The organism is Listeria rocourtiae FSL F6-920 (assembly GCF_000525975.1).
Classification (GTDB): domain Bacteria; phylum Bacillota; class Bacilli; order Lactobacillales; family Listeriaceae; genus Listeria_A; species Listeria_A rocourtiae.
This window is the reverse complement of sequence record NZ_AODK01000064.1, coordinates 1-12,772: the sequence shown is the minus strand read 5'-3', so window position 1 is coordinate 12,772 and position 12,772 is coordinate 1. Positions and strand designations below refer to the sequence as shown.

At 39.2% G+C, this 12,772-nt stretch carries 11 protein-coding genes; 8 read left to right on the top strand and 3 right to left on the bottom strand.

Features of this window, described 5'->3' with window-relative positions:
* Window positions 1-384: 384 nt before the first annotated feature.
* Both PROCOU_RS15300 and PROCOU_RS15295 read right to left on the bottom strand, forming a co-directional pair.
* Complete coding sequence (locus PROCOU_RS15300) at window positions 385-1,311, bottom strand: D-alanyl-D-alanine carboxypeptidase family protein (RefSeq protein WP_051994456.1); 927 nt, start codon at window positions 1,309-1,311, stop codon at window positions 385-387.
* Window positions 1,312-1,608: 297 nt separating this feature from the next.
* Window positions 1,609-2,640, bottom strand: coding sequence for a YdcF family protein (locus tag PROCOU_RS15295; RefSeq protein ID WP_036074079.1), 1,032 nt, complete (start codon window positions 2,638-2,640; stop codon window positions 1,609-1,611).
* 199 nt (window positions 2,641-2,839) lie between these two features.
* Here PROCOU_RS15295 and PROCOU_RS15290 point away from each other — a divergent pair, with 199 nt between their 5' ends.
* The 7 genes from PROCOU_RS15290 to PROCOU_RS15260 all read left to right on the top strand — a co-directional run bounded on the left by PROCOU_RS15290 (window position 2,840) and on the right by PROCOU_RS15260 (window position 9,498).
* On the top strand, window positions 2,840-3,961 hold the full coding sequence (locus tag PROCOU_RS15290; RefSeq protein ID WP_036074076.1) for an Lmo2079 family surface lipoprotein: 1,122 nt from the start codon (window positions 2,840-2,842) through the stop codon (window positions 3,959-3,961).
* A gap of 87 nt (window positions 3,962-4,048) precedes the next feature.
* Window positions 4,049-4,504 carry a tRNA (adenosine(37)-N6)-threonylcarbamoyltransferase complex ATPase subunit type 1 TsaE gene (gene tsaE / locus PROCOU_RS15285; RefSeq protein WP_036074074.1) on the top strand — a complete coding sequence of 152 codons (456 nt, stop codon included), beginning with the start codon at window positions 4,049-4,051 and terminating at the stop codon, window positions 4,502-4,504.
* On the top strand, window positions 4,504-5,187 hold the full coding sequence (gene tsaB, locus PROCOU_RS15280) for a tRNA (adenosine(37)-N6)-threonylcarbamoyltransferase complex dimerization subunit type 1 TsaB (protein WP_036074072.1): 684 nt from the start codon (window positions 4,504-4,506) through the stop codon (window positions 5,185-5,187). Before tsaE ends, tsaB begins: the two co-directional genes overlap by 1 nt.
* Window positions 5,180-5,626, top strand: coding sequence for a ribosomal protein S18-alanine N-acetyltransferase (gene rimI / locus PROCOU_RS15275; protein WP_036074069.1), 447 nt, complete (start codon window positions 5,180-5,182; stop codon window positions 5,624-5,626). The genes tsaB and rimI overlap by 8 nt, the downstream gene beginning before the upstream one ends.
* Before the next feature lie 50 nt (window positions 5,627-5,676).
* Window positions 5,677-6,702, top strand: a complete 1,026-nt coding sequence (tsaD, locus tag PROCOU_RS15270) for a tRNA (adenosine(37)-N6)-threonylcarbamoyltransferase complex transferase subunit TsaD (protein WP_036074067.1) — start codon at window positions 5,677-5,679, stop codon at window positions 6,700-6,702.
* A 106-nt stretch (window positions 6,703-6,808) separates the two neighbouring features.
* Window positions 6,809-8,779, top strand: coding sequence for a KUP/HAK/KT family potassium transporter (locus PROCOU_RS15265; RefSeq protein WP_036074064.1), 1,971 nt, complete (start codon window positions 6,809-6,811; stop codon window positions 8,777-8,779).
* A gap of 326 nt (window positions 8,780-9,105) precedes the next feature.
* The gene (locus PROCOU_RS15260) at window positions 9,106-9,498 is read left to right on the top strand and encodes a hypothetical protein (RefSeq protein ID WP_036074061.1); all 393 of its coding nucleotides are present in this window, start codon (window positions 9,106-9,108) and stop codon (window positions 9,496-9,498) included.
* A 98-nt stretch (window positions 9,499-9,596) separates the two neighbouring features.
* On the opposite strand, the gene PROCOU_RS15255 is transcribed toward PROCOU_RS15260, so the two are convergent.
* A complete protein-coding gene (locus tag PROCOU_RS15255; RefSeq protein WP_036074060.1) occupies window positions 9,597-11,543 on the bottom strand; it encodes an ABC-F family ATP-binding cassette domain-containing protein in 1,947 nt (648 codons plus the stop codon).
* 378 nt (window positions 11,544-11,921) lie between these two features.
* Between PROCOU_RS15255 and PROCOU_RS15250 the strand changes: the two genes are divergently transcribed.
* Window positions 11,922-12,563, top strand: a complete 642-nt coding sequence (locus PROCOU_RS15250) for a redox-sensing transcriptional repressor Rex (protein WP_036074058.1) — start codon at window positions 11,922-11,924, stop codon at window positions 12,561-12,563.
* Window positions 12,564-12,772: the final 209 nt, after the last annotated feature.

Below are 12,772 nucleotides of genomic sequence, written 5' to 3'. Positions count from 1 at the left end.
GTATCCCCGACCATGTGAGAAGTTATGCGAAACATAGTGTAGAAGAGCACTGGAAATGTTTACAGGCTCGCTCTGCTCTCCTGCATATTGGGATTGTAACTCGTCTTACTTCGAACAATCCCAACAATGAGTGTTTGTCGACACGCGGTAATGAATTTTAGATGCATCATTTACATAGTTTTTATTTTTTGTACAATGAATAAAAAAGGAAAGGATGCGAATTGTGCGCTAAAGAAAAGCGTGGTCCCAAAACTGTTATCCTTATGAAAGTCATTGTAATATTTTCTTGTAAACTATAAAGATGAATCAGACATTTATTTTATAGTTGGTTCATCGCAGAAATTAAATTTTTTCTATCTCCGAATTACCTACAAAAATACACACCTATTTTTCATAGCTGGTTTTATGTTGATTAGCGAAGCCATATGCCATTAGTTTTTTCGTATCTTGAAAGCGGGCATCCGTTGTTTGTGCTTTTAACACAATTGATATAAGACGTTTTCCATTTTGCTCTGCAGTACCAACAAAACAGTATCCTGCACCGTCTGTGAACCCAGTTTTTAAACCATCTAAGCCATCGATTTCTTTATTTGCCAAAAGCGCGTCGGTGGATTTCAGTGTGTAGTCATTACTCGTCACGTAACTTGCTTTTGAAGTCATATCTAGCACTTCTGGGAATTTAGTTATTAGTTCTGATGCCAGCAAGAATAAGTCTTTACTTATCGATACATTTTCCTTTCCATCTTTATCTAAACCACTTGCACTGACAAAATTGCTGCGATTAGAGAGTCCCATGCTTTTTGCTGTTTTATTCATTTTTGCAGGAAAGTCATCGCTCAATCGTTTCCCAAGAGCCTCTGCAGCGTCATTTGCAGACATGACAATCATCGCTGCGTAGAGGTCTTTTACGGTCCATGCTTTTTTGCTTGTAGTCATATAAAGAGATATGGCAGCCTTATCATCAAGTGGTTCCAAGGATAGTTTCTCATCCCAAGACAACTTTTTATCATGTATAGCCTGTAAGACTAAATACGTCGTCATTAGCTTAGTAACACTTGCAATTGGTGTTACAACTTGTGGATTTTCTTCGTATAATGGTTTGCTTTTTTTGATGTCGTATAATGCTGATGAGACTGATGAAATACCAAGGTTTGGTGAGGGGATGGGCTTTTCTTTCACTATTTTTTCGGGTGTAGATATTGCAGAATTCTCTTTCGTTGGTGTTACAGCTTCTCTATCGATGCATGCCGACAGAGAAACACTCGCTGTCAATGTGAGCAGCGCAGTAGCACATACTTTAGTCATTTTCATATTAGACTTCTCCTTTGAACTATCTTTTTTCTTCTTGAATATATCTTATCTCAAAATAGTAAAATGAAAAGTAAGAAATGAGTAAGAAGATATAAAGAATTCACGTATAGTCTAACAGTTTTGTAAGAAAATAGTTAGTGGCACACTGGACATCATCAATAATAGAAGCTGATTGTGAATAGGCGTATTTTAATATGGAAAGATAAATACCTCGCATCCATTAGAGATAAACACAACTCTGCAGGATGCGAGGCATACATTTAAGTTATTGAACAGCGGTCTTCCTATAAACTAGATTCAACCAAAGATAAAATTGATAACCCCTATCCCTATCATACCTAGTAGAATGAAAGCTGTTACCGTTATATGCCACCATTTGTACATAACAATAATAGCGATAAACTCACGCATCAACGCATTTGGTAAATAGTAAAGCGCTGTTTTTGAACTGATACCTTGGCTCTTTAATCCGGCTTTTCTCGCGTACAGGCTAGCTCGGAATAGATGGAAATTATTCGTTACAAAGATACTGCGGTGCTTCGGCTTTAAATCATCCATTAAAGTTTTCGAAAAACGCATATTTTGTAACGTATTCACCGACAAATCTTCCATAAGGATATGTTCTTCTGGAATGCCTTTATCCAGTAGATAATTTTTCATCGCAAACGCTTCAGACACTAGTTCATTTGGGCCTTGACCGCCAGATACGATAATTAGTGGTGCCCATTTTTTGGCGGCCTGTTTATAATAAAAAACAATAGCACGATCTAGTCGACTACCTAACAACGGTGGTACCCGTGTTCCATCGATTAGCCCGCTGCCAAGCACAATGACAAAATCTTGTTTTAGGCGTGGTCGATTGTACTGATAAATAAAAGAAGATAGCAGAAAACTGATTAAGAGGAATGAAAAGTAACCTAAAATCAAAAACAATGCAGTGAAAAAAATACTTAACCAAACAGAGTCGAAAATAGTTAATTGCAAGATGAACAGAACAATTAATGCAAGAATCATAATTCCAACAAATAATGTGAGTAGATTAGGTATTTTTCGTCCTTCTCGTTTTACCATTAATCTTCCATTGTAGACCAAACCAATGCCCAAACCGATAACAAGAAATGGCGAAAGCAAAAGAATCAGGAAGAAAACCCCGATAACAATGAGTGCAATAATATTACTATCTGTTGACATTAAACCGTAAGCAACAGCTAACATCGTGAAGAACAGGGCTAGCGTGAGGAAAATGCCATTGCTTACTCTGCGTTTATCAACTATAAAAAGTATAAGAAATAAAATAATAAAAAATCCTGCGATATACGCTAATAACATAATCAAAACCTCTTTTCTATATCTATCCTTCCAGTATACTGGTTTTGCTTTTAAAAAGGCAAGTCCATTTTTTACAAGTATAAAAGACAAGTCTCGACCGCAAAGTTTGTCAAATGTGTGAACAATCATTCAATAAGATTGAGTTACCTTGTTTTTTATGATACATTTAGACTATAAAAGAGAGCGAGGGAATTTATAAATGAAAAAGCTTACATTGTTAGTGTTAACCTTACTTATAGGTTTTGTCCTAGTGGCGTGTGGGAGTACGCCGCAAGAGAAATTTACAAAAAGTGTGGAGAAGACATCAGATCCAGCTGATCAAACTACATCGACAATTGGAATCACGATTGATGAATTACCAGCTACATTAAAAGCACAACAGAGCGCGGCAATGTTAGAAGGTTTATCTGTAAAAATGACAGTTGCTAACGATCAAAAAGCGCAAAAATCAGCAGCTACAATTGCGGTTAAAACGGCAGGACTAGTAAATATAGACGCAACACTTGATTTATTAATGGATTCAAAAGCAGAGAAAATATACTTGCCATTAAGCGATTTATATGATGATAAAGGTAATTTGACAACATTACTTGATCAACTAACAAGCGGTATGTTCTCGCAGATTAAGAAAGAGAATCCAGATTTAGCAACAAAATACGTAGAGCTTACAGGGCTTGCAGATGATTTAACGAACGAAAAAGAGCAAAAAGAAGTAACAGATACGAAAGCAGTTGAGAAAGCAACGAAAGATTTGAGCAAAAAAGTAACTAAAATAGTATCAGATTATTTCAGTAGTTTACCCGAAGATCGCTTTAAAGAAGGCGATAATGGCGAAATTACAGTAAAACTAACTAAATCAGATATTACAAAATTAGCCAATCAATTAGTGAAGCTAGCTGATGATAAGGATGTAAAAGCTGATTTGAAAGTCATCGTCACATCACAAGGCGTTTCAGAGAATGACTTTGATGAGCAGTATACGGCTACTGTCAAATCTATAAAAGACTCAATTAAAGATTTAGAAAGTGAGAAAGATGCTGCAATAACAATCGATACTACTATTAAACAAGGCAAAGATGACGCGATTGAAAATATGAAGATGAAAGTGAAGCTTACTGATACATCAGATAAGGAGAACCCTGAAGCAATGGCGTTTACAATCACGATGAAAATGACAGATTCAGCAAAACTTCCTAAGTTCCCATCTTCATCTGATGTTATTTCCGCAAAAGAACTACAAAAAATAATTGAGGAAGCAACTGCTGAATATTACAAATCGATGTACGGGGATGCATTGACAGATACAGACGAAATACAATAACATAATGAAACGAGATGCTCAGCGTTATAGGACATCTCGTTTTTTTATGGTATGATATGTACAGAAAATAATAAAAAAGGTGAAGCGATGAAATATATAATAGAAACAACAGATGAATCAATGACACGTGAGATGGCTAAAAAAATAGGTCAGAGGATGCAAGCTGGGGATGTCATTTTGCTAGAAGGAGACCTCGGAGCTGGTAAAACAACCTTTACAAAAGGACTCGCGGAAGGATTGGGCATATCGCAAATGATTAAGAGTCCGACATTTACTATTGTTCGCGAATACACGAAGGGGCGCTTACCGCTGTATCATATGGATGTTTATCGCTTAGAGAACACAGAGGACGATTTAGGCCTGGAAGAATACTTCGGAGGAGCTGGCGTTTCTGTTGTGGAGTGGGCGCATTTTATTGAGCAAGATATTCCTACTAATTATATCCGATTCACATTAAAACACGTAGCAGAAAATGAGCGCACAATTGAGATAGAACCAGTTGGAGCAAGATACGAAACACTTTGTTCGGAGGTTTTTGGATAATGATTATACTTGGAATAGATACGTCAAATGACACGCTGGGCGTCAGTTTGTGGCGTGATAATAAAGTCATTGGTGAACTCGTAACCAACTTGAAAAAAAATCACAGCGTCCGATTGCTTCCAGCGATTGCACAGTTAATGAAGGAATGTGATGTGACACCACAAGATTTGACAAAAATTGCTGTGGCAGAAGGGCCCGGTTCATATACTGGACTTCGAATTGGTGTAACTGTAGCAAAAACAATGGCTTGGGATTTGCAAATTCCGATTGTCGGTGTTTCTAGCTTGGCTCTGATGGCACAAAATGGCCGTTTTTTTGATGGACTTATTGTGCCAGTGATGGATGCTAGGCGCGGGAATGTTTACGCTGGTATTTATAATGAAGAAGGAGAAGTAGTAGAGGCTGACCAACATCTTGCATTCACAGATTTGCTTGCAAAGTTGGATGCAGCGTCTAAGGTTTTATTTATTGGCGCTGGCTTAGCAGATTTTAAAGAAGAAATCGAAGCTACTATCGGAAGCCAAGCTACTATCGGGGATGCGACACATTGCTATCCACGACCAGCATTTCTTGGGGAACTTGCTCAGCATAAGGAAGGCGTTACGGCGCATACGTTTGTCCCAACATATCTAAAACTTGCAGAAGCAGAAAGCAAATGGCTCGAGGCAAACAATCATGAATGAAGTCATTTTTCGCCAAGCAACGGTAGCTGACGTAAAAAGCTTGCTCCGTATTGAGAACGCGGTATTTACTTCACCATGGAGTGAGAAGGCATTTCGAAATGAATTTTACACGAACCAATACGCTTATTATCTCGTTGCTGAACAGAATGAAGCGGTTATTGGATATGCAGGCGTATGGTTGATTTTAGATGAAGGTCACATTACTAATATTGCGGTACATCCTGACTATCAAGGAAAAGGCTATGGCCAAGCGCTGCTAGCTAAATTACTAGATACCGCAACAGAGAAAGGTGTTATTCGGTTAACACTCGAAGTCCGTGTTTCCAACATGCAAGCGCAGAAATTATATCGAAAATTTGGATTTAAAGACGGGGCAATTCGGAAACAATATTATCCAGATAATCAAGAAGACGCGCTAGTTATGTGGGTAGAACGATGAGTTGACTATTGTAAAGAAATTGTATTGTATCAACCAAAGTAGGTGGAATTATGAAAAAAGATATCTTAATACTAGGCATCGAATCAAGTTGTGATGAAACAGCAGCATCTGTCGTCAAAAATGGTACAGAAATGTTATCCAATGTTATCGCATCTCAAATCGAAAGCCATAAGCGTTTTGGTGGGGTGGTTCCAGAAATCGCATCTCGCCATCACGTCGAACAAATAACCATTGTACTAGAAGAAGCTTTAGAGCAAGCAGAAGTAACGATGAATGAAATCGATGCCATCGCAGTAACAGAAGGACCGGGGCTTGTAGGCGCCCTTCTTATCGGTGTCAACGCTGCTAAAACACTAGCCTTCATTCACAACAAACCGATTATCGGTGTCCATCATATCGCTGGGCATATTTATGCGAATCGTTTTGCAACCGAGATGACATTTCCCCTTCTATCCCTCGTTGTCAGCGGCGGGCACACAGAGCTGGTCATCATGCATGAACATGGTAAATTTGACATCATTGGCGAAACCCGAGATGACGCAGCTGGGGAAGCCTATGACAAAGTGGCGCGAACACTCGGATTAACCTATCCTGGTGGCGTGCAAATCGATCGACTAGCAGCTACTGGGGAAGATACATTCCAGTTCCCACGTGCGATGATGAATGAAGCCAGCTATGACTTTAGTTTTAGCGGACTAAAATCTTCTTTTATCAATACAGTCCATAATTTACGCCAAAAAGAATTACCGATAAACCAAGCGGATTTAGCAGCAAGTTTCCAAGCTAGCGTTATTGACGTTCTTGTGACAAAAACAATCCGTGCAGCGAAAGAATTCCATGTGACCCAACTACTTTTAGCAGGCGGTGTTGCAGCAAATCAAGGACTTCGTGAGCGACTCATCAAAGAAACTGCAAAAGAAATCCCGGAAGTCGAGCTCATTATCCCGCCACTATCCCTATGTGGTGATAATGCTGCAATGATTGCTGCTGCCGGAACCATTCTTTTCGAAAAAGGAATCCACGGAGATTTAACAATGAATGCAAGTCCTGGCCTACTTTTTGAAGACACATACTAAGCGAAGGCGAGTGTATTTTTAACCCTGAAAAATAGGGCCAAAGATATGCTCGTCTTTTTGTTGGAATGGTGGTATAATACGTCCATGGTTTAAGAGGGGGATAAAAATGGAGAGAAAAAATAAAATCAGACTTGGCTTGGCGATAGGAACACTTGGTATTGTTTATGGGGATATTGGAACGTCGCCTCTTTACGTTATGAAGTCGATTGTCGCGAGTAACGGAGGTCTGAATAACGTATCAGAAGACTACATCATTGGTTCTTTATCTTTGATTTTCTGGACGCTCACATTACTGACAACTTTCAAATACGTGGTCATTGCTTTACGCGCAGACAACCACGGTGAGGGGGGGATATTCTCACTTTACGCCCTCATCAGAAAACGAGGAAAATGGCTCGTCATCCCAGCGATGATTGGTGGTGCAGCACTGCTTGCAGACGGTGTCTTAACGCCAGCTGTAACCGTAACTTCAGCTATCGAAGGGTTGGAAGAAATCCCGGCTTTTGACGCATTATTCACTGGAAGCACGACTTTAATAGTTATCATTGTTATCGCTATACTTAGCGGTATTTTCTTTATGCAAAGATATGGAACTATGTTCATTGGCCGAATTTTTGGGCCGACGATGTTTCTTTGGTTTTCGATTCTAGGCGTACTTGGCATTATCAATATTCTTGGAGACTTGTCTATTTTTAAAGCAGTTTCTCCATATTATGCAGTGGAATTACTTTTTAGTGATCAAAATAAAGCTGGCTTCCTAATATTGGGGAGTGTATTCCTAGCAACAACAGGTGCAGAAGCTTTATACTCCGATTTAGGACATGTAGGACGCAAAAATATCTACATCACTTGGCCATTCGTCAAAGTGTGCTTACTACTTAATTATTTCGGACAAGGCGCTTGGATTATATCACTCAAAAATTCGGATGATCCATTTGTGAATCCATTTTTCCAAAGCATGCCAGAACCGTTCATTATGTACGGCGTATTAATCGCTACATTCGCAGCAATTATTGCCTCTCAATCTTTGATAACAGGCGCATACACATTGGTTTCTGAAGCAATCGCACTCAATCTATTACCGCGCCTAAGCATCCGTTACCCATCAGAGACGAAAGGGCAAGTTTATATTCCAACTGTTACGACAGTACTTTGGATTGCTTGTGTAGGCGTTGTGCTTTACTTCCAAGATTCGACTCATATGGAAGCCGCGTACGGACTATCAATTACCGTGACGATGCTGATGACGACCGTATTACTGTTCCAGTTCCTATTACGAAAAGGATTTTCCAAACTGGTTACAACAGCTATTCTCATGACATTTGGTATCTTGGAATTTGCCTTCTTCATCTCAAGCGCCGCGAAATTCATGCACGGCGGTTTCGTTGCAGTCATTATGGCCGTAGCAATTATGGCACTCATGTATATCTGGTTCAGCGGCTACCAACTAAAAACGAAACTAGTAAAGAACGTATCCTTAAAGAAATTTGTACCAATGCTCGCCAAATTAAAAGTAGACGAGGCTTATCCCAAATTTGCACATAATCTTGTTTATTTAACGAGTAGCCGCAATCCGTATCGCGTCGAGCATGAAGTAATGGCATCGATTCTTGACAAACGTCCCAAACGCGCTGATGTTTATTGGTTTGTGAACGTTCAAGTTGTTGATAGCCCATATGCCGCCTATTACACAGTCGAGAGTTTTGAGAGTGATTTTGTGATTCGTGTGCAATTGAAACTAGGCTTTCGGGTAGAGCAAGATATCAATGTGTTCCTACATCAAATTGCAAAAGACCTCATATCAAAGGGCTCACTCGAACAACAAAATCGGAAATATACAGCTAAAATTGGTCGCAAACTTGGCGATTTCTGTTTTGTTATCGTGAAGGACGAACTGAGCACAGAGGCCGATCTCAGCAACTGGCAACGAGCAATTATGAAAAGCAAGCTGTTCATCAAGCATTTCACAACCTCCCCAGAAAAGTGGTTTGGTTTGGAATACAGTGATGTTCAAACAGAAAACGTTCCATTGTACCTTTCGAAAAGAAAAGTCGTTAAGATTCGAGAGTGGAATTAAGTACATTGCTAGATAAAGTATAAATGCATGTATTTGATCGATTGAGGTTGAGATAGGACTAAAATCCAGCTTCAAAAATAGGAAATTTGGCATCCCTGTATACAGCCCTTCTAAAAAAGGAGTATACAAGGATGCCTGCTTATTTTAATTAAAAAAGATAAATTATTTAATTGTGTACTATGTTGTTATTAGTAATTAAATATGTTTAAAAGTTACTAATTTGACATTTAAGTAAGTTAATACATAATGTAAACGGATACAAAAATAAGTTATTTTCAAGTGATATACAAACATGGGAAATTATAATTGGTAGGAGGTGAATCAATATGCATAAAAAAGTAATGTTTTATAGTATTTTTACTATATTAGTGGTGTTATTACTGATGGCATTTCTTATGGACTGGATTTCAGGTGTAGCACTAATGATTGGAATTTTAGCTTTATTGTTGCTTAATATCTTATTTGGTTCTTTAAAAAATATACGATGGGGGATGATAAAAATGAGAAGAGTAGTCACAATATTACTTACAGGGGTGCTTACCGGTTCAGTGGCAATACCGGTTAAGGCAGAGGCTGATAGCACAGATGAAGTGATTTATTCAGACAAACAATATGCAAATAATTATCAATACAGAAATGATTTGTATGTTTATAAAGATAGTAAGAGAACTAAATTATTAAATAAGCAAAGAGGTATTCCACGAAGACATTTTTCTTAAGCAAGGTTACTATTGAACTTAGTCTTAAAGTGATTTACATATTGATTGCTGAAAAATAGGATTTCCCATTGTTGATTCATGGAAAATCCTATTTTTATCTAATCTTCTAATTCCTCACTCAAAATCGTCCATTCTTCCATCAAGTCTTCACTCAATTGTTTCAGAATATCTAGCTGCCCAGTCCGTTCATAAGCTGCCTCATGATCTTGATATACTGCAGGATTCAAAAGCTCCTGCTCAATCTCATTAATTTTGAGATCTGTTTCTTCCATACGTGTCTCGATTTCCTCTAACTTTCGCTTTTTCTGGCGCATCACTTTTTGCTGCTCCTTATCCAAGTGGTATGCCTGCTTATTCGTTGCCAGTTGTTTGTCTTCAGGATTTTCTTGCTGTTTTTGCAACGCGTCAAGCCTCGCATGTTCTTTTTGCTCTGCGATTTTTTCCTGATAATAATCATAATCCCCAAGATAGACTTGAGCGCGCTCCGGATGCATTTCAACGATTTTGGATGCAATTCGATTGATAAAATACCGGTCATGTGACACAAACAAAATCGTTCCTTCAAAATCGATTAGCGCAGCCTCAAGAACTTCCTTACTCTCAATATCTAAGTGGTTGGTCGGCTCATCAAGAATTAGCAAATTAGCGCCAATCAGTGTCAATTTCGCCAAAGCGACCCGCGCCTTTTCGCCCCCACTAAGCGTGTTCACTACTTTCAAAACGTCGTCATCGGAAAATAAAAAATTGCCGAGCGTCGTGCGAATCGCTTGTTCATTCAATTCAGGATAATCATCCCAAAGTTCATGTAAAATCGATTTATTGGAGTTCAGTTTCGCCTGTTCTTGATCATAATAACCAATCTGAACGTTTGTTCCAAAACGATAATCACCCGAAAGCGCTGGAATATCACTAATCAACGTTTTCAGTAGCGTCGATTTTCCAATCCCATTCGGCCCAACAAGCGCGATACTCTCATGACGTTTCATATCAAAAGTCAGATTCTGGGCGACACGTTTATCGACCGCATAACCAATTGCTAAGTCTTCCACAAACAAGACATCTTTACCACTAGCACGTTCAAATTGGAACCCGAAGTGCGCCGTTTTTTCACTGCCTTGCGGACGGTCGAGTCGGTCTAATTTTTCCAACTGTTTGCGGCGACTCTGTGCTCGCTTTGTCGTTGAAGCCCGCACAATATTCCGCGCCACAAAATCCTCTAATTTTGCAATTTTCTCCTGTTGTTTATCAAATTCCTTCCATTGCTGTTCCAGTTTTGCTTGTTTTTGAATGAGGTAACGCGAATAATTCCCAACGTAGCGATCAATATGCGTTCGGCTAATCTCGTACACTTGATTTACCACTTTATCCAAGAAATAGCGGTCATGTGAAACGATTAGTAGCGCACCTTTGTAGTTCTGTAAATAAGACTCAAGCCAGGAAAGCGTAGCGATATCCAAGTGGTTCGTCGGTTCATCGAGAATCAGAATATCGTGGTTTGCCAGAAGCAGTTTCGCTAGAGCAAGCCTTGTTTTTTGACCACCGCTAAGTGATGCAATCAGCTTTTCATAATCTGCCTCGAAAAATCGCAAACCATGCAAGACCGAACGAATATCAGCCTCATATTGGTATCCGCCTTGTTCCTTAAAAGCGTGCTGTAACGAATCGTATTCCTTCATTGTCTGCTCATATTGCTCTTTGTTCTCATAAATTGTGGGATCGCCAAGCCGTTCCTCAAGTGCGCGCAAATCCTGTTCCATTGCCCTCAATTCTGTAAAAACGTCCAACATTTCATTCCAAATCGTTTTCGAAGACTCAAGCCCTGTATTTTGTGCCAAATAGCCAATTTGGACATGCTTTGGTTTTGAAATCGTGCCCCCATCATAGCTCATCTGTCCAGCAATAATTTTTAAAAGCGTTGATTTACCTGCACCATTCCGACCAACAAGCGCAATCCGGTCATTCGTCTGCACCTCTAATTTTATATTCTCTAATATCGTTTCAGCACCGAAATTTTTAACAATCTGCTGTACTTGTAAAAGTATCATTTTTAATGTCTCCTTCACCTTCCAAAATCTCTATCCTCCTAGTTTATCGTAAAGCAGGTAGAGAAGCAATGGCTTGAGAAAGGAAACGCTTTCGAAAATAGAATTCACAAACTTCTATTTGTGAAAAAACTAGCAATATGGAATCTTTTACTGTATAATGGAATCTAACAAGCATTGTAACAAAATAGTAACATATAATTTGAGCAAAAACATTGTGAAATCTATGTGAAATGTTTATAGTGAATAAGCAAGCATGTGAAATGAACAACGATAGAAATTAGCGCAATCGTTTTTTATTATATCTCCATGTTTCATAGCACAAGGATGGCGCGCAAAAGCCACCGTCCATTTAAAATCAAAAGGAAGAAGGGAACAAACATGATCGAGGAAACGGGCAAGATTCCACAAGCCACAGCAAAGCGCTTGCCGCTTTATCACCGTTATTTAAAGTATTTACACGAATCAGGAAAAGAACGCGTATCATCCGCGGAATTAAGCGAGGCTGTGAAAGTTGATTCAGCAACAATTCGCCGCGATTTTTCCTACTTTGGAGCGCTTGGTAAGAAAGGCTACGGCTACAATGTGTCCTACATTCTGGATTTCTTTAGCAAGACGCTGAGCCAAGATAAGCAAACGAACGTAGCCATCATTGGTGTTGGTAATTTGGGGACCGCACTTCTACACTACAATTTCATGAAAAATAATAATATAAAAATTGTCGCGGCTTTTGACGTTGACGCGGGTAAAGTTGGAACAGTTCAACAAGACATTCCAATTTACCATTTAAACGATATGCAAGATTTGCTGAAAGAGAACAAAGTTGAAGTCGTGATTTTGACAGTGCCATCAGATGAAGCACAAACAACTGTTGATCGTTTGCTAGAAGCAGATGTGAAGGGAATTCTGAACTTTACACCGGCACGTATCAGCGTACCGAAACACGTTCGCGTGCATCACATCGATTTAACAACAGAGCTACAAACATTGATTTACTTCTTAGAAAATTATCCGAATAAATAACCATTAGGGCCAAATATTGTGTTTGACTCAGACTGTAGAAAAACTGCTTCACATGATTTCCCTCCAAACCTCAGCGTGTCGACAAATGCTTAGTTTCTAGGCAAAAGCGAGTACCAGCGCGGAGCGTACTTGGGTACGTTGACTGAAAACGGGGAGGGAGAAGTATCCCCGACCATGTGAGAAGTTATGCGAAAACATAGTGTAGAAGA

What these genes read in the sequence shown, in the direction of transcription:
- PROCOU_RS15300 (WP_051994456.1), bottom strand. Translation starts at nt 1,311, where the DNA reads ATGAAAATGACTAAAGTATGTGCTACTGCGCTGCTCACATTGACAGCG.
- PROCOU_RS15295 (WP_036074079.1), bottom strand. Translation starts at nt 2,640, where the DNA reads ATGTTATTAGCGTATATCGCAGGATTTTTTATTATTTTATTTCTTATA.
- PROCOU_RS15290 (WP_036074076.1), top strand. Translation starts at nt 2,840, where the DNA reads ATGAAAAAGCTTACATTGTTAGTGTTAACCTTACTTATAGGTTTTGTC.
- tsaE (WP_036074074.1), top strand. Translation starts at nt 4,049, where the DNA reads ATGAAATATATAATAGAAACAACAGATGAATCAATGACACGTGAGATG.
- tsaB (WP_036074072.1), top strand. Translation starts at nt 4,504, where the DNA reads ATGATTATACTTGGAATAGATACGTCAAATGACACGCTGGGCGTCAGT.
- rimI (WP_036074069.1), top strand. Translation starts at nt 5,180, where the DNA reads ATGAATGAAGTCATTTTTCGCCAAGCAACGGTAGCTGACGTAAAAAGC.
- tsaD (WP_036074067.1), top strand. Translation starts at nt 5,677, where the DNA reads ATGAAAAAAGATATCTTAATACTAGGCATCGAATCAAGTTGTGATGAA.
- PROCOU_RS15265 (WP_036074064.1), top strand. Translation starts at nt 6,809, where the DNA reads ATGGAGAGAAAAAATAAAATCAGACTTGGCTTGGCGATAGGAACACTT.
- PROCOU_RS15260 (WP_036074061.1), top strand. Translation starts at nt 9,106, where the DNA reads ATGCATAAAAAAGTAATGTTTTATAGTATTTTTACTATATTAGTGGTG.
- PROCOU_RS15255 (WP_036074060.1), bottom strand. Translation starts at nt 11,543, where the DNA reads ATGATACTTTTACAAGTACAGCAGATTGTTAAAAATTTCGGTGCTGAA.
- PROCOU_RS15250 (WP_036074058.1), top strand. Translation starts at nt 11,922, where the DNA reads ATGATCGAGGAAACGGGCAAGATTCCACAAGCCACAGCAAAGCGCTTG.